Annotated in this window: 14 protein-coding genes and 3 tRNA genes; 4 read left to right on the top strand and 13 right to left on the bottom strand. The window is 71.0% G+C overall.

The genetic code is table 11. The annotated features are described in order from the left end of the window. Positions 1-13: 13 nt before the first annotated feature. The 10 genes from eccD to purS all read right to left on the bottom strand — a co-directional run bounded on the left by eccD (position 14) and on the right by purS (position 10,586). Entirely contained in the window at positions 14-1,420 is a 1,407-nt protein-coding gene (gene eccD / locus OG896_RS21390) for a type VII secretion integral membrane protein EccD (protein ID WP_329367700.1), read from the bottom strand. A gap of 75 nt (positions 1,421-1,495) precedes the next feature. Next, entirely contained in the window at positions 1,496-1,807 is a 312-nt protein-coding gene (locus tag OG896_RS21385; RefSeq protein ID WP_329367698.1) for a hypothetical protein, read from the bottom strand. 109 nt (positions 1,808-1,916) lie between these two features. Beyond that, the gene (locus OG896_RS21380; RefSeq protein WP_329367696.1) at positions 1,917-2,729 is read right to left on the bottom strand and encodes an immunity 49 family protein; all 813 of its coding nucleotides are present in this window, start codon (positions 2,727-2,729) and stop codon (positions 1,917-1,919) included. 59 nt (positions 2,730-2,788) lie between these two features. After that, positions 2,789-5,716: a hypothetical protein gene (locus tag OG896_RS21375; RefSeq protein ID WP_329367694.1), complete on the bottom strand. Its 2,928-nt coding sequence runs from the start codon at positions 5,714-5,716 to the stop codon at positions 2,789-2,791. After that, positions 5,713-6,147, bottom strand: a complete 435-nt coding sequence (locus OG896_RS21370) for a DUF6507 family protein (protein ID WP_329367692.1) — start codon at positions 6,145-6,147, stop codon at positions 5,713-5,715. Before OG896_RS21370 ends, OG896_RS21375 begins: the two co-directional genes overlap by 4 nt. Before the next feature lie 230 nt (positions 6,148-6,377). Beyond that, positions 6,378-6,689, bottom strand: coding sequence for a pore-forming ESAT-6 family protein (locus OG896_RS21365; protein ID WP_328465760.1), 312 nt, complete (start codon positions 6,687-6,689; stop codon positions 6,378-6,380). A 48-nt stretch (positions 6,690-6,737) separates the two neighbouring features. Continuing rightward, the gene (locus OG896_RS21360) at positions 6,738-7,070 is read right to left on the bottom strand and encodes a hypothetical protein (RefSeq protein WP_329367691.1); all 333 of its coding nucleotides are present in this window, start codon (positions 7,068-7,070) and stop codon (positions 6,738-6,740) included. A gap of 317 nt (positions 7,071-7,387) precedes the next feature. Next, entirely contained in the window at positions 7,388-9,637 is a 2,250-nt protein-coding gene (gene purL / locus OG896_RS21355; protein WP_329367689.1) for a phosphoribosylformylglycinamidine synthase subunit PurL, read from the bottom strand. Continuing rightward, the gene (gene purQ / locus OG896_RS21350; protein WP_328465766.1) at positions 9,634-10,338 is read right to left on the bottom strand and encodes a phosphoribosylformylglycinamidine synthase subunit PurQ; all 705 of its coding nucleotides are present in this window, start codon (positions 10,336-10,338) and stop codon (positions 9,634-9,636) included. Before purQ ends, purL begins: the two co-directional genes overlap by 4 nt. Continuing rightward, the gene (gene purS / locus OG896_RS21345) at positions 10,335-10,586 is read right to left on the bottom strand and encodes a phosphoribosylformylglycinamidine synthase subunit PurS (protein WP_328465768.1); all 252 of its coding nucleotides are present in this window, start codon (positions 10,584-10,586) and stop codon (positions 10,335-10,337) included. Before purS ends, purQ begins: the two co-directional genes overlap by 4 nt. A gap of 319 nt (positions 10,587-10,905) precedes the next feature. Here purS and OG896_RS21340 point away from each other — a divergent pair, with 319 nt between their 5' ends. From OG896_RS21340 to OG896_RS21325, 4 genes are all read left to right on the top strand, one after another. After that, a complete protein-coding gene (locus OG896_RS21340) occupies positions 10,906-11,223 on the top strand; it encodes a histone-like nucleoid-structuring protein Lsr2 (RefSeq protein ID WP_328465770.1) in 318 nt (105 codons plus the stop codon). A 224-nt stretch (positions 11,224-11,447) separates the two neighbouring features. After that, a tRNA-Gly gene (locus OG896_RS21335) sits at positions 11,448-11,519 on the top strand. 58 nt (positions 11,520-11,577) lie between these two features. Then, a tRNA-Gly gene (locus OG896_RS21330) sits at positions 11,578-11,650 on the top strand. A gap of 112 nt (positions 11,651-11,762) precedes the next feature. Further along, positions 11,763-11,838: transfer RNA gene (locus OG896_RS21325), tRNA-Gly, on the top strand. A gap of 102 nt (positions 11,839-11,940) precedes the next feature. Here OG896_RS21325 and OG896_RS21320 read toward each other — a convergent pair. The 3 genes from OG896_RS21320 to OG896_RS21310 all read right to left on the bottom strand — a co-directional run bounded on the left by OG896_RS21320 (position 11,941) and on the right by OG896_RS21310 (position 15,797). Next, on the bottom strand, positions 11,941-13,032 hold the full coding sequence (locus OG896_RS21320; protein ID WP_329367685.1) for an esterase-like activity of phytase family protein: 1,092 nt from the start codon (positions 13,030-13,032) through the stop codon (positions 11,941-11,943). Between the two features lie 212 nt (positions 13,033-13,244). Beyond that, positions 13,245-14,168 carry a phosphoribosylaminoimidazolesuccinocarboxamide synthase gene (locus OG896_RS21315; RefSeq protein WP_329367683.1) on the bottom strand — a complete coding sequence of 308 codons (924 nt, stop codon included), beginning with the start codon at positions 14,166-14,168 and terminating at the stop codon, positions 13,245-13,247. A 129-nt stretch (positions 14,169-14,297) separates the two neighbouring features. Then, positions 14,298-15,797 carry a N,N-dimethylformamidase beta subunit family domain-containing protein gene (locus OG896_RS21310; protein ID WP_402449060.1) on the bottom strand — a complete coding sequence of 500 codons (1,500 nt, stop codon included), beginning with the start codon at positions 15,795-15,797 and terminating at the stop codon, positions 14,298-14,300. Positions 15,798-15,888 lie beyond the last annotated feature (91 nt).

Below are 15,888 nucleotides of genomic sequence, written 5' to 3'. Positions count from 1 at the left end.
ACCGCGCGAAGACCTACGCGAACGTGTCCAGCAGGTGCCCGTACACCCCGAACACCCCGACCAGCAGGGGGAACAGCGCGATGACGCCGGCCGCCTCCGCGGTGTCCGCCAGCCGCCTGAAGCGGACCCGGACGTGCTCGGGCGGCTCCACCACCAGCAGCACCAGCGGGAAGGCCCCGAGTACCGCGCACCCCGCGAGCGCGCCCGCGGCGCCGGACCGGTCCGACCACAGCACCGCGCCGCGCACGGCGACGGCCGCGGCGGCCAGCAGCAGCAGGACCACCTCGGTCACCAGGGGATAGGCCCGCGAGCGCAGCGCCAGCACCAGCGCGGTGATCACCGCCAGCGGCACCGTCCAGACCGTGGGCGTCCGCAGCGCGAGTACGGCCGCTACGGCCGCGCCGCCACCGACCACCGCCGTGGCCAGCACCAGCCCGCGGTGGGCGGCGTCGAGCGCCGACGCCACCCGGTGCCGGCTGACCGAGGCACCGTCGGCCCGCTCGTCGTCCAGCGCGGTCAGACCGGCCGAGGACAGCGCCAGCCGCGGCAGCACACCGAGCAGCACCACGCAGACCACCGCGAGCACGGCGCCGGTGTGCGCCTGCCGCGGTGCGGTGCCCGCGCCGTGCTGTGCGGCAGCGGCGGCCTCCGCCACGGCGGCGACCACCCCGACCATCACCGCGCCGAGCACTCCCGCACGGCCGAGCGGGGTGAACGCGCCGAGCAGCAGCAGCGCGGCGAAGACCATGACCGCGACCCCGGCGAAGCTGCCGGCCGCGCTCCAGCCCTCCGCGTCGCCCAGCGTCCACGCGCCGAGCGCCGCCAGCGGTCCGGCCGCGGTGATCAACGCCGTGGCCGCCCCGCGCCGCCCCGCGCGCCCGGCCACCGCGCCCGCCACGGCCAGCACGGCGCCGAGGGCCAGCAGGGTGGCGGCCACGGCGGACGGCGCGTAGGACACCCGGGCCAGCAGACCGCCGACCAGCAGCCAGCCGACGAGGGCGGCCCCCGCCGTGATCCGGCGCGCCTGCGGGCTCCACCGCCAGGCGCGTACGTCAAGGTCCTCGGCGACCTCGTCCGTCACGTCGTGCACCACCGGCGCCGAGGGCACGTCCTGCACCCGGACCAGCCGCAGCACCGTGCCGTCCATCACCCCGGCGTCGCGCAGGGTGCCGTCGTGGGGCACCACCGAGCCGTCGGAGGTGACGAGTTGACGGAGCATCGGTTGCGTGGCGACCCGGTCGTCCAGCATCTCGATGATGTCCGGCAGCAGCCGGCCCACCGGTTCGTCGGACGGCAGCACCAGGTCCATCCGGCGCCGGGCTCCCACCAGGCTGACCCGGCTCAGCCTGCCGCCCCGCGGACCCGGGCCGGCGGCCTTCCGCACGGATATCCCGGCGCCGTCGGCACCGTCAGCGGTCATTGCGTGTCCCGTCGGCATCGGTCTGCTCGCAACTCTCCTGGCTCGGGGGGCAGTTGTGGCTCGGACGGACATCCGTCACGGCGACGGCACCGTGGCGGACGGGGCGACGGACGGGGTGCCGGTCGCGCTCGGCACCGCCGGCGCCGTCGAGGTCGGCGCCGGCGTGGTGGTCCCGAGGTGGCCGATCAGACGGTGCGAGACGAACGACCAGCCGACGCAGCCCGCACACAGCACGGCGGCGATCACCAGCCCCGCGACCGCCTTCCCCACCCGCTCGTCCGCCGTCCGCCGCGCCCGCAGCACCCCGAACAGCAGCGCGTCCCGCATCCGCCTCCGCCGCACGGAGACCGATTCGAGCAACTGACTGTCATAGTCCTGCGCGGCCATCCTCTTCCGTCCAACGCCTCGAAGTCACCCGATTACAGCAAGTCTGATCGATGGCCGACCCACCCGTCGAGGGCATCCGCGGGATCGGTCCCGCCCGCGTCCGTCTCGCCTACACGGTCGGGAACTCCCCCACCCAGGCGCGGTCGAGGAGCTTGATGGGGAGGTAGTCGGACCTCACGCGGATCGGGATCTCGCCGTCGTAGGCGAGGCACGCGACGGCGAGGACGCCGATCGGCACGTTCCCCGACGTACTCTTCGCACGGTCCTCGTCGGCGGTCCAGTACGACTTGTGTGCTTCCAGCGCATCCACCAATGCGTCGTTGAAGCCGTCCACATTGTGCGTGACGAACCGGTAGAACAGGTTGATCGGCTGGTAGAGAAGCTTGTTGAGCGCCTCAGGGTCCGCGACGGTCGCGACGTCCGGATGCGACAAATCGATCGCCTCGGTCAGGGTTTCCACGAAGCCGGGCCGACGCAGCCAGTAGCGCTGAAGCGCGTCCACCCAGTGGTAGGCGTACTCGTCGATCTCGAACTCACCGATCCGCTCCGACTCACGCAACAACTCGATCGGAACCTCGCACAACCGCGTCATTCGCTCCTGCTCACGGCAGATGACCGCGTACCAGAACGCACTCACCCAACCTGCGGCACTGGCGGCGGAACTAGGACCCGAAACCGGAAGGCGGCGGACCTTCTCACCGATCCGGCACTCCACGCTCTCACCCGAAGCGGTCGCAGACTCAAAAACAGCCGAGTGGACCTGCATCGCCCAAACGGCAGCCTCCCACGTATCGATGCCGCCTCCAGGCGGGTCCAGCAGACACTGGGCGTTGAAATTCAGCTCAACAGTGTTCATCGCACCGCCAAAATTAATCGGCGAGTGCTCCATGTATTCGATTTCATCCCGCACGGAATCCACCATGAGCCGCGCGTAATTCTCACTTCGCGGACCACGACTGCGATGCCTTGGAATTTCGATCATCAGTTCACTCTTCCAGCCGAGATGTCGAACCTCTGCGTATCATATCCACCGTGCGAGGCCCTCAAAACACCAGGCTCCACTTCCGTTACCATCGGGTTTCCCTTGACGACGATGTAGTCCAGTTTTCCTTCTTCCAGAGCCTTCCTCAAATCCCTGGCCAACGCGGGATCGCTGGACTCCTCCCCACGTTCGCGCATCTTTCTGAGGATGTCGTCGAAATATCTCCTCGTGCCCTGCGACACTCTTTCGCCACTGGGCAGCCTACGGCTGCCCAAGTCGGTCGTCAGGCTGCTCTTCGCTTCGACCACCACATAGCCGCCGTCGGGGCGGCGCCAGACCTGGTCGAACTGGTCGTTCCCGTTCGCCGGTCCGTCCAACTCCATCCGTTCGCTGCCGGGATAGAGCTCAGGGATCGCGTGTTCGGCGGCCACCGTCTCACCGTACGCCTCACTGGCCCTGGTCATTTCCGTGTGGAGCGGGGCGTGGACCGCGCTGGCATCCTCGAACCTTTGGACGTCGGCGGGAACATGTGGGCCCTTGATGATGTGCTTCAACTTCTCCAAGGGGCCGTGCTTGGGCGTGTCCGCCTGGATCGCGTCGTAACGTCGTTGAGCCGCGCCGTCCAGAACGTGTTGAGTCGCCTCGTGAACGGAACTCGGCCGGTAATTCGCACCCTGTGGAACGTGGCCGTTCTCGTCGGGCAACCGGTAGCGCGTGGGGCCGTCATCGAGGTAGTCCGGCTTCATGGGTCGAGGAGCGGTTTTCTCCGCCATCCAGTCGCCGTTCACATGCCCCTTGACAAGGTGAGGCGGGACAAATCCCGATTCATCCATACTGTATACGCTCTTGCGAATTCCGTCTTTCCTGTAGTACTTGCTGAAGTATTCCGGGTCCGTGTTGGCGCGCCGCACCTGTTCCGCGACGATCTTCGGGTCGGTGGATTCGCTCGGCTGGTGCGAGGGTTCACCGTCGTGCTCCCTGACCGGCTCTGGCTCGGCGCTGGGGTCGCGTGGGAGGTCGTCGTGGCCGGGTGTCGCCGGGCCGGACGGGTCGTGCGGTCCACCCGGCGGCTCGTGGGGCAGCTCGTGCGCCGGGCCGTGCGGCACCCCGGCGCCCGGCTCATGTCCCGCCAGCCCGGCCGGAGTTCGCTCGGCGGCGGTGCCCGGCATGTCCCGTCCCGGCCCGCCGGTTTCGGGGCGATCGAGGCCCGGGTGCCCGGCGCCCGGTGCGTGCACGGTGGGCGTGGTCCCGCCTGACGGGTCGTGGGCTGCCTGGGTCGATGGGTCGTGGGGGAGGGGGCCGTCGCCCGGGAGGTGGGGCTCCGGCGGGGGCGGGGTGCCGTCGGGGAAATGGGGGGCGGGGGCGTCGCTGGTGAGGCGGACCGGGGGCGGCTCGGGGGCGTGCGCGGCGGCCTCGGCCGCGGGGTGGGCGCCGGCGCCCACGAGGACGGGCGGCCGGTCCGGGCCACTCGCGCCGTGCGGCGCCCCGGACGCGAGGGGCTCGTCCGGCGGCTCCACGGAGTGCCCCGCCGCCCGTTCGGCGGCACTCGGCTCGTGCGGCGGAGGAACCTGACTCCCGTCGGGCCGGGTGAGTTCACCGTCCGGGTGGAGGTGCACGGCCGGGTTCGTCGGATCGGCTATCGCGTGCTCGGGCGCACCCGCAACCGGCGCGTGCGCCCCCTCGGGAACATGCACCCCGTCCGGCACGTGCACCCCGTCGGCGAGCCCTTCCGGGCTGACGGGGATCGCCACGGTCCCGTCCGGCAGTTCGACCACGTCCGGCGGCAGCGTGATCTTGTCCACGTCGCCGACACCCTTGAACAGGTCGCTGACCTTGACGACCGCGTAGGTGCCCGCCTTGCCGATGTACGTCATCGGGTCGACGATCCGCCCGGCCTTCGCCGCCACCGACAGCGTCTTGGCCGCGGCGCCGGTCTTCGCCGCGCTGCCCGCGCCGTCGGAGGCGATGACGGTGAGCACGTTGAAGGTGACCGCACCGGCCGCGCGGGCCGGGTTCTTCTTCCACTCGTCCCACGCGACCAGCGCCTTGCCGGTGTTCTTCACCGCGTCGCGCGACTCGCGCACCCACTTGGGCATGTACTTGCCGGGGGTGGCGAGGAAGATCGGGGCGAGCGCGGGCGAGAAGGACATGATCGTCAGCCCGGTGGCCAGCTTCGCCAGGTTCGTCCACGCCTCGGCCATCGAGTGCCAGCCGCCGGTGCCCACCAGCGTGCCGAGGCCCTTGATCGTGCCCCACACACCGTCGACCATGAAGCCGTCCCAGACGAACGACTTCACCCAGTGGCCGTACTTCTTGGGGTTGTACCAGCGGTACGTGCGGTCCACGTGGTCGCCCCACGGCAGTTCCGAGGCGTGGTCCAGGTCGTTGGCCCCGATGCCGTACATGTTCTGCGCGTGGCTGCCGTCGTCCTGGATGTAGTGGGTGCCGCCGAACAGCGCGGTGATCTTGTTGGCGCAGGCCACTTCGGCCGCCCAGAACGCGGCCACGGTCACGTCCACGTCGTGCCGCAGGTCGTTGTTGTGGGAGACCTTCTTGCTGTCGTTGGTCCAGTGGTGGTCGCCGGCGACGCTCGCCGCGAACTCCGTTGCCTGGTGCTTGAGTTGGGCCAACTTGACCGTGAGCGGGCCGATTTCCGTGGAGTACGCGTCCAGCGCCGAGGTCACCGACTCCAACTGGGTGGCGAAGTCATCGGACTTCGCGGCCACCGGCGCGGTGGTGGCGAACAACTGGTCGGCCTCGGGCGCCTTGTAGAACGCGGACAGACCCTGGAACTGGGTGTCCACGTCGGAGCCCGAGGACCGCCATAACCCGGCGTTGGTCTTGAGGTCCTCGATCTCCACTTCGAGTTGGACGAGGCTGCCGGTGAACTGCGGTATCTCCGCCGGGTTGATGGGTGCCGCCGTCACTTCGCGTCCCCCTTGCCCCCGCCGTCGCCCGGCATGTGGATCACCGGTTCCTTGAGTGCCTCCTGCTGCGCCTTCGCGGCCATCGCCAGGTCGCCCTTGACGTACTCGTTGGTCGCGTCGCGCGCGCCGGTGAGGGAGTTGGTGGTGCGCTGGGCGATGTAGGCGAGCTGCTTCTCGTGGGCCTGGATGAACTGGCCGAGCGCCGCGGCCACCAGGCCCTCCGCGCCCGGCATCGGCGGCCCGTACTGGCCCGGCTTGAGAACGGCGTACCCGTTCTCGTAGTCACCCGCCTTGATGGTCCCGGCAGCCGCGGCGGCGCCGGTGATACCGCTCTCCAGGCCGGTCGAGGCGTCGTTCAGCCCGTCCGCGGCCTTGATCACCTTGTTCAGCACGCTCTGGACGCCCGAAGGCGTGATGTCCCACTTCGCCATCAGTTCCCCCCTGTGCCTCCGGACGCCGCCGCACGGCACGCCCGGCCCGCGGACCGGCCCCGACTGCCGACCCGAGCCGACGCTCCCGCCTCCGGCCCCGTCAGCAGGCCCCGTCCGCCGACCCGATCAACTGCCCTGGCCAGCCCTCGCCGCCTACCGCCGCCGGCAACCGAACCCGTCAACCGATCCCGCCTACCGCCGCCGGCAACCGAACCCGGCAACCAGTCCCGTCAACCGATCCCGTCCACCGCTGCCTTCGCCCGCGCGGCCGTCGACTGCGCCGTACCGTCGTTCTGTTCAAGGGTGGTCCGCACGAGCCGGATGATGTCCCGCACCTCGCCCGCCGCCCGGTTCCAGCGAACTTCCTTGCCGTGGTACTCGGCTGACACCCCATCAGCCGTGAAGTCCGCCATCGCCGCCTTGACCGCCTGGTCGCGCTCGGTCAGCACCTGCTCCAGGCGGCTGATGATCCCCTGAAGGCCGCCCTGCACCTCGCTGGACGCGTCCGTGTCGTACGACCTGCGGTCGCTGGAACTTCCCATCGTCGTGTTCCCCCTCCTCGACGTGCCCGCGTTCGCGCGCGGGTCCGGTCAGCGCGCCCCGAAACGGGCGGCCTCGAAGTTCGCGGAGCCCATGTTCTGATGCGCGTTGGACGCCTGCTCCTCGTCGCCGGTTCCGAACGAACGGTCCATGCCGGTCTGTCCGCCGAGAATGGCGCGCAGCGAACCGTTCAGGTCACTGGTGATGCTGTCGGCGCGGGACTTGAACGAGTCGAAGGCCGCCTTGCCCGCGCCGTTGAACTTGCCCTCCAGCGGATCGGCGGCAGCCACCAGCTGCTTGATCAGTACGCCGAGGTCCTCACTGGAACCGGTGGTCTTCTTGGTCAGGTCTGCCAGGGTCGTGGCACCCATGTCGAACTTCATGTGTCCCCCCTCATCACGGTGCACCCGCACGCCACAAGAGCCTTACTCACCGTAAGCCGGGCGGAGTTGAAGCCGCAACGCCGTTCTTGTACCGGTTCTGTGACAGCGGAAGGTCGGTACGCGCGCACGCTCCGCGACGAACTGCCCTCAGGCGAGCGCCGGTTGATTCCGGTTCGCGCGGAACCCACCGCCGCCACCACTGCCGCCGCCACGACCGCCTCCGCCACGACTGCCACCGGCCGGCAGCAGCCGACACGACAAGGGCGCCCCCGCCGAAGTACCGGCGTGGGCGCCCCTGCACCGCAAGTGACGGTCGGTCAGGACAGCAGCCCCGGGATCGCCGAGTGGTGAGCCTGCGACAGTTCCGCCAGCGGGATCGTGAACTCGCCCTGGACCTCCAGGGATTCACCGTCGACCACACCGACCCGGGTCGCGGGCAGACCCCGCGCACCGCACATGTCGGTGAAGCGCAGCTCCTCCGAGCGGGGAACGGCGACGAGCGCGCGCCCGGCCGACTCCGAGAGCAGGAAGGTGAACGCGGACAGGCCGTCCGGAACGACCAGCCGGGCGCCGTGCCCGCCGCGCAGGCAGGACTCGGTGACCGCGGCGAGCAGCCCGCCGTCGGACAGGTCGTGCGCGGCGTCGACCATGCCGTCGCGCGACGCGGAGATCAGGATCTCGCCGAGCAGCCGCTCCCGCTCCAGGTCCACCGCCGGCGGCAGCCCGCCGAGGTGGTCGTGCACGACCTGCGACCAGACCGACCCGCCGAACTCCTCCCGGGTCTCCCCGAGCAGGTAGAGCAGGTGGCCCTCGTCGGTGAAGGCCATCGGGGTGCGGCGCGCCACGTCGTCGATCACGCCGAGCACGGCGACGACCGGGGTGGGGTGGATGGCCGCCTCACCGGTCTGGTTGTAGAGCGAGACGTTGCCGCCGGTCACCGGCGTGCCGAGCTGGAGGCAGCCGTCGGCCAGCCCGCGGATCGCCTCCACGAACTGCCACATCACGTCCGGGTCCTCGGGCGACCCGAAGTTCAGGCAGTCCGAGATCGCCAGCGGCTTCGCGCCGGTCGCCGCCACGTTCCGGTACGCCTCCGCGAGCGCGAGCTGCGCGCCGGTGTACGGGTCGAGCTTCGTGTAGCGGCCGTTGCCGTCGGTGGCGATGGCGACACCGAGCCCGGTCTCCTCGTTGACCCGGATCATGCCCGCGTCCTCGGGCTGGGCCAGCACGGTGTTGCCCTGCACGAACCGGTCGTACTGGTCGGTGACCCATGCCTTCGACGCCACGTTCGGCGAGGAGAGCACCCGCAGCGCCTGCGCGCGCAGCTCGTCGCCGCCGGCCGGGCGGGCCAGCGCGCCCGCGTCGTCGGCCTGCAGGGCGTCCTGCCAGGCCGGCCGCGCGTAGGGGCGCTCGTACGTCGGGCCCTCGTGCGCGACGGTGCGCGGGTCCACGTCGACGATCTTCTCGCCGTGCCAGAAGATCTCCAGCCGGTCCCCGTCGGTGACCTCGCCGACGACGGTGGCGATGACGTCCCACTTCTCGCAGATGGCCAGGAACCGCTCCACCTTCGCGGGCTCCACCACCGCGCACATCCGCTCCTGCGACTCGCTCATGAGGATCTCCTCGGGCGAGAGCGTGGAGTCGCGCAGCGGTACGTCGTCCAGCTCGACGCGCATGCCGCCGGAGCCGTTGGAGGCCAGCTCGCTGGTGGCGCAGGACAGGCCCGCCGCCCCCAGGTCCTGGATGCCGACCACCAGCTTCTCGGCGAACGCCTCGAGCGTGCACTCGATCAGCAGCTTCTCCTGGAACGGATCGCCGACCTGCACCGCGGGCCGCTTGCTCGGCTTGGTGGCGTCGAACGTCTCCGAGGCGAGGATCGAGGCGCCGCCGATGCCGTCGCCGCCGGTCCTGGCCCCGTAGAGGATGACCTTGTTGCCGGCGCCGGACGCCTTGGCGAGGTGGATGTCCTCGTGCCGCATCACGCCGATCGCGCCCGCGTTGACCAGCGGGTTGCCCTGGTAGCAGGCGTCGAAGACCAGTTCGCCGCCGATGTTCGGCAGGCCGAGGCAGTTGCCGTAGCCGCCGATGCCGGCGACCACGCCGGGCAGCACCCGCTTGGTGTCGGGGTGGTCGGCCGCGCCCATCCGCAGCGGGTCGACCACGGCGACCGGCCGCGCGCCCATCGCGATGATGTCGCGCACGATGCCGCCGACCCCGGTGGCCGCGCCCTGATAGGGCTCCACGTACGAGGGGTGGTTGTGCGACTCGACCTTGAAGGTGACCGCGTAGCCCTCGCCGACGTCGACCACGCCGGCGTTCTCCCCGATGCCGACGAGCAGCGCGTCGGTCTTCGGGGCCTTCACACCGAACTGCTTCAGGTGCACCTTGCTCGACTTGTACGAGCAGTGCTCCGACCACATCACCGAGTACATCGCCAGCTCGGCCCCGGTCGGGCGGCGGCCCAGGATCTCCCGGACCCGCTGGTACTCGTCCTCCTTGAGGCCGAGCGCCTTCCACGGCAGCTCCACGTCAGGGGTCTGCTCGGCGTGCTTCACCGTATCGAGGGTCACGCGCTTACCAACTTCTTGAGTACCGACGTGAAGAAGCCGAGCCCGTCGGTACGGCCGGTGCCGATCAGCGACTCGACCGCGTGCTCCGGGTGCGGCATGAGGCCCACCACGTTGCCCGCCGCGTTGGTGATCCCGGCGATGTCGCGCAGCGAGCCGTTCGGATTGCCGTAGCCGTCCGCGGCCGGGCCGTCGGTGGCGTAGCGGAAGACCACCCGGCCCTCCGCCTCCAGCTCGTCCAGCACGCGCGCGTCGGCGGTGTAGCGGCCGTCGATGTTCTTCAGCGGGATGGAGATCTCCTGGCCCGCCGCGTAGTCCGCGGTCCAGGCGGTGCCGCCGGTCTCGACCCGCAGCTTCTGGTCGCGGCAGACGAAGTGCAGCTCGGTGTTGCGCAGCATCGCCCCGGGCAGCAGATGCGCCTCGGTGAGCACCTGGAAACCGTTGCAGATCCCCAGCACCGGCATTCCGGCCCGCGCCTGCTCGATGATCGACTCCATCACCGGCGAGAAACGGGAGATCGCCCCGGCCCGCAGATAGTCGCCGTAACTGAACCCGCCGGGCAGAACCACCGCGTCGACCTGCTTCAGGTCCTTGTCGCGGTGCCACAGCGGGACCGCTTCCCCGCCGGCCACCCGGACGGCACGCTGCGTGTCGCGGTCGTCAAGAGTCCCCGGGAATGTGACGACGCCGATGCGCGCAGTCACGACTCCACCTTTACATTGAAGTCCTCGATCACGGTGTTGGCGAGAAAGGTTTCCGCCAACTCCCGAATACGGGCGAGCGCTGCGTCGTCGACGGGGCCGTCGACCTCCAGCTCAAAGCGCTTTCCCTGGCGGACGTCGGAGATCCCGTCGAAGCCGAGCCGGGGCAGCGCACGCTGTACGGCCTGGCCCTGGGGGTCGAGGATCTCCGGCTTGAGCATGACGTCGACTACGACGCGTGCCACTGGCACTCCCGATGGTGTGGTGCGTGAGGTTCTCTCAGCCTACCGGGTGAGGAAATCTACGCGAGTAGATATACCGCACCACCACATCCGCCGCAGATCGCCGATCACGTTTGGATATCAGCTGGCAGAATATCTGGGTAAAGCCGCGGCGGAAAACATAAGGTCCCCGAAGCGAAGAGGCTTGCGGCGCGGATGCGGCGGGAATTAACAGCAGCAACGGGTATCTCCACCGCCTCATTCACCCTCGGGCGCCCCGGTCGCGGACCCCGCGTGGGCCCGGCCCCGTCGCGACGCAGGCAGCCGGCACAAGAAAGGACCGATCCCTATGGCGCAGCGCGTACTGGTCACCCTCGCCGACGATCTCGACGGCGGCGACGCCGAGGAGACGATCGCATTCGGCGTCGACGGCCAGTGGTACGAGATCGACCTCTCGTCGAGGAACGCGGACAGGCTGCGCAAGGAACTCGCTCCCTACGTGGAGGCCGGCCGCCGCCGCACCCTTTCCGGGCACGCCTACAAGCGGACCCCGATCGCGCCCACCCCGGCGACCGTCCGCGCCTGGGCGCAGTCCAACGGCTTCGAGGTGCCGGCCCGCGGCCGCATCCCGAAGAAGGTCTACGAGGCGTTCAACAAGGCGGACTGAGCAGGGAGTCGGCGGCCGGCCGGCGTTCGCGGCAGCGGTCCGGTGGACCGCGGTCCGGGCGTGGTGCGTCGGCGGACCGGGGTGGGGCGGCGGCTCCGGCCGCCGCTCTCCCAACACCCGCTCCCCGCCCGGCCGGTGTCGATTGGACAGCCACCCCCGGTCGTCCGCTAGTCTGAGGGCACACCGCAGGACGGGGCCGAAAAGCCCAGGTCAGCGGAGGTCACGCGGGTGTAGCTCAGTAGTAGAGCGCCCCCCTTCCAGGGGGGAGGCGCAGTGTGCGATTCCTGTCACCCGCTCTGATCACCAACTCGTTCGGCCCTTGGCGGCCGATCGGGTACAGTGGTCGCAGCGCATGCGGACGTGGCTCAGTTGGTAGAGCATCACCTTGCCAAGGTGAGGGTCGCGAGTTCGAATCTCGTCGTCCGCTCAGAAGAGAAGCCCCAGACCGACGGTCTGGGGCTTTTCGTTGCCCTCCGGCCGCCGGCCCACCCCGTTTTCCTCGGCACCGCCGGGTATCGGGTACAGTATCGGCACGCCCTGCGGACGTGGCTCAGTTGGTAGAGCATCACCTTGCCAAGGTGAGGGTCGCGAGTTCGAATCTCGTCGTCCGCTCCAGCAGGAGGAAGGCCCCGGTCACTTCGACCGGGGCCTTCGCCGTGTCCGCGGTGCGCGTCGGGTCCGCAGCGCGCGCCGGGTCCGCGGCTCGTGCCGGGTCCCTCAGCGCCGGGGCAGCCGTGCGGTCAGCGCGTAGAACCGGGTGGTCTGCGTGGCGCCCTGGTTGTCGTCGCTGACGAGCATCAGGCGCAGCGCGCCGCCGGGAGCGTGCCCGGTGACGGCCATGCCCTCGATGTTGTCCAGCAGCGGGTTCGGCTGGGGCTGCTTGGCGGTGGCGCCGAGGGAGGGGCAGTCGCCGATGTCGGCGAGCAGGGTCTTCGGCATGACCTTGACGTTCCGCTGCCCGGTCAGGTCGGTGACGCGGCTGACATCGCCGGCGCGGCCCGGGTCGGCCAGGTAGAGCCGTATGGTGTTGCCGACTCCCGCGGTGAACCCGCGCTCCAGCACCAGCAGCCGGCCGTCACCGGTGGCCGCGATGTCGGACACCCCCAGGAGCGTGCCGTTGGCGTCGGTGTCCACGTGGTAGGCGTACTGCCGCCCGAGCGTGAAGTCCCGGCCGTTTCCGCCGCGCTGCCAGGTCTGGAACCGTACGAGATCGTGGTTGTCACCGGACAGCGCGCCCTCCATGGACGCGACCAGCGTGCGGCCGCCCGGCTGGAACGCCAGCCCCTCGAAGGTGAGGTTGGAGGTGGCCCGCCCGGCAGGAGCGACCTTCAGCGCGTCGGGCACCGGCAGGCTGCCGAGGATCTGCGATCCGTCCCGGCTGTAGCGCCGGATCGTCGGCTCGACCTCGGAGGTGATCAGCCGGGTGCCGTCCCGGTCGACGGCCAGGGCCTCGGAGTCGAGCGGCTGGCCCTTCTCGTCGGCGAGCGGGACGACCTTCTCCGGGGCGAGGTCGCCCAACGTGCGGCCGCTCAGCGTGAACAGCGACGACCGGTCGGAGAGCGCGTCCAGGGTGCCGTGCGCGTCCGGCGCGAGCGCGGAGAGGTTGCCGACGAAGGTGCCGTCGAAGGTCGTCTTGTCCAGGGCGTCGGAGAAGCCGCTGATCCGGACGTCCGCGGAGCAGTTGCCCGCCGCCGGCTTTCCGGGCCGGTCCGCCGGTCCGCCCTGGGCCTGGGCGGTGCCCCCGCCGGCGAGGCAGGCCATGGCGGTCAGCAGGACGGTCGGGCCGGCGAGAAGAACCTTTGCGCGCACAGTGACACTCCACGTTGGGTGGCAGGAGTCCTTACGCCGCCTGATTCTCCACGGCTTTGCCCGCCGCGGGGTGAAACAGGGACCCACGAGAAGCCGAACGACAGGGGGCCGCCGCGCCGCCGGTGCAGGTGCCGGTGCCGGCAACTGGTGCCGGCGGCGCGGTCGGAGGCGAAGCGGAGCCCTGGCCGCGCGGGCGCCGCAGGTCGCCGTGGCTACGCCCAGGGCAGTCCGGTCAGCCGTTCGTACACCTCGATGTAGCGGGCGCGGGAGTGGTCGACGACGGCCGCAGGCAACTCGGGCGGGGGCTGCTCGCTGTGCCGGTCCCAGCCGGAGGCGGACGAGGTGAGCCAGTCGCGGATGAACTGCTTGTCGTACGAGGGCTGTGCGTGCCCGGGCTCCCACCCGTCAGCGGGCCAGAAGCGGGAGGAGTCCGGGGTGAGCACCTCGTCGGCGAGCACCAAGGGCGCGCCGCCCTCCCGGTCCGCGGCCGCGTCGTCGTAGCCGAACTCGAACTTCGTGTCGGCCAGGATCAGCCCGCGCTCGGCGGCGACGTCACAGGCCCGGGTGTAGACCGCGAGCGTGTTCTGCCGCAGCAGCGCGGCGGTCTCCGCGCCGACCTGGCGGGCCACCTCCTCGTACGACACGTTCTCGTCGTGCTCGCCGACCGCGGCCTTGGTCGCCGGGGTGAAGATCGGCGCGGGCAGCTCCGAGCCGTCGACCAGGCCCTCGGGCAGCGCGACGCCGCACACGGTACGGCTGCGGTCGTACTCGACCAGGCCGGAGCCGGCCAGGTAGCCGCGGGCCACCGCCTCGACCGGGACCATCCGCAGCGCACGGCAGACCATGGTGCGCCCCTCCCAGTCGGCGGGCGCGCCGGCCGGCACCTCGGTGGAGACCACATGGTTCGGCACCAGGTCCGCGAGCTGGTCGAACCACCACAGCGACAGCCGGGTCAGCACCCTGCCCTTGTCCGGGATGAGGGTGGGCAGCACCCAGTCGTACGCGGAGATGCGGTCACTGGCCACCATCACCAGCTCGCCGGCGTGGTTCCGGTACAGGTCCCGCACCTTCCCGGTGTGCAGGTGGGTCAGGCCGGGCACCTGGACGGGCTCGGGCTTGTCGACGAATCCGGGCATGGGTGGGTCCTCCCCAGTCGGTGGCTCGACTCCGATTCTCGCCTACCCGGGAGGTGGCGGCGTGCAAGGGCCCGCCCCCGGCCCCGCGCGCTCCGGTTCGCTCGGTCCCGCTTGCCCAGTTCCGCTTGCTCAGTCCCGCTTGCAGATCCGGTCCAGCAGGTTCGCCGTCGCCCGCTGCACGCGCGGGTCCACGTGGCCGGGCCGGTCGAGCGCCGGCGACCAGGCGAAGGTGCCGGAGGCGAAGACGTACGCCCCGCTGGGCGCGCGGTACAGCGACGTCTCCTGGTGGCACATCCGGCCGTCGGTCGCCTCGTACGGGGAGTGGGCGAGCAGGATGCGCTCGGTGGAGTCCGGCAGCGGGGTGCGCGGGAAGTAGCGGTCGGCCTCGCCCGCGACCAGTCCGGGGATCTCGGTGCCCTCGGTCGCGCCGGTGGCCTCCCACAGCCAGTGGTCGGCGTTGCGCACCACCAGCGGCGCGGGCTGCGGCACCCGCCCGGCGTACTGCACGCCGATCAACTGCTGCTCCGGCTCGCCCTGGTCGCGCCACAGCGCGGTGCGGCCCTTCGCCGCCTCGCCCTGGCCGCCCTCGGCCCGGCGCTTGCGGCAGGTCAGCAGCCGGTCGGGGCCGCCGTCGGCGGCCGGCGCCAGGTCCACCTGCCAGTACATGGTGTTCGCGGAGAGGAAGACCAGCGAGGTGCCGGCCGCGCGGGCCTCCTCGGCGGCCCGGCGCATCGGGCGGGACCAGTACTCGTCGTGGCCGGGGAAGATCAGCGCCCGGTAGCGGGTCGGATCGATCCGGCCCGCGTGCAGGTCGCGGGCGTCGGCGTACGCGAGGTCGTAGCCGTACCGCTCGGCGTACCGGACGAAGTCGTAGGCGTGCCCGATGTGCAGGGGCAGGCCGGCGCCCGCGTAGGGGCGGTCGAAGGAGACGGTGGTGGCCGCCTCCTCCTCGCCGAGCAGCCGGCCCTCGGGGTCCCAGGCGTGGTAGAGGCTGGCGCCGGTCCTGCCGTCCTCCGGGTACAGGTTGTACGCCTGCCAGGTGATGTCCGGCAGCAGGAGCAGCAGGTCGGCCGGGGCCTCCAGATCCCGCACGGTGAACGGCACATGGCTGCGGTAGCCGTCCGCGGTGGTCAGCACCGCGACGTACGCGCCGGTCTTCCAGTACGGCGGGATGTGCAGCCGCCAGGACTGCCACCAGTGGTGGCACGAGACGGTACGGCCCGCCGCGAGCGGGGCGGGCTGCGCGATGCCGGACAGCCGGGGGCTCGCGGTGACCTGGGCGGCGCCGTCGCCGCCGTAGTGGCCGATCCGGTAGACGTCGACGGTGAACTCCTGGGGCGGGTCCACGGTGATCCTGAAGTCGATCGCCTGCCCGGGTGCCGCGGCGGCCTCCGCGGCGAAGCCCTTGATCTGGCGGCGCACGTCGTCCGCGGTGCGCGGGCCCGGCAGGTGCGGTTTGCGCGGCGCCTTGCCGTTGCTCGCGGCGAGGTCCACGTACCACGGCACCACCTGGCCGTCGTCGCCCGGATACTGCGGCTCGCCCCTCAGCCAGGGCAGCGGGCCCTGTCCGAACGGGTCCGAGACCCCATGCGCCAGCGCCCCCGACTCCCATCGCCGTACTTCCCCCACGCCGATCGCCTCCCCGCGCCAACCACTTCCCGCGCCAACCACTTCCCGCTCCGCCGGGTGCAACGGTGCGGTCTGCTCACGCCCAGCACAT

This window comes from Streptomyces sp. NBC_00669 (assembly GCF_036226785.1).
Lineage (GTDB): Bacteria > Actinomycetota > Actinomycetes > Streptomycetales > Streptomycetaceae > Actinacidiphila.
The sequence above is the reverse complement of the archived record's forward strand: the minus strand, read 5'-3'. Positions and strand labels throughout refer to the sequence as shown.

Excerpts from the sequence above, each read along its gene's own strand:
- OG896_RS21370 (WP_329367692.1), bottom strand. The coding sequence starts at position 6,147 with ATGGCGAAGTGGGACATCACGCCTTCGGGCGTCCAGAGCGTGCTGAAC.
- OG896_RS21385 (WP_329367698.1), bottom strand. The coding sequence starts at position 1,807 with ATGGCCGCGCAGGACTATGACAGTCAGTTGCTCGAATCGGTCTCCGTG.
- OG896_RS21315 (WP_329367683.1), bottom strand. The coding sequence starts at position 14,168 with ATGCCCGGATTCGTCGACAAGCCCGAGCCCGTCCAGGTGCCCGGCCTG.
- OG896_RS21360 (WP_329367691.1), bottom strand. The coding sequence starts at position 7,070 with ATGAAGTTCGACATGGGTGCCACGACCCTGGCAGACCTGACCAAGAAG.
- eccD (WP_329367700.1), bottom strand. The coding sequence starts at position 1,420 with ATGACCGCTGACGGTGCCGACGGCGCCGGGATATCCGTGCGGAAGGCC.
- OG896_RS21340 (WP_328465770.1), top strand. The coding sequence starts at position 10,906 with ATGGCGCAGCGCGTACTGGTCACCCTCGCCGACGATCTCGACGGCGGC.
- OG896_RS21365 (WP_328465760.1), bottom strand. The coding sequence starts at position 6,689 with ATGGGAAGTTCCAGCGACCGCAGGTCGTACGACACGGACGCGTCCAGC.
- OG896_RS21380 (WP_329367696.1), bottom strand. The coding sequence starts at position 2,729 with ATGGTGGATTCCGTGCGGGATGAAATCGAATACATGGAGCACTCGCCG.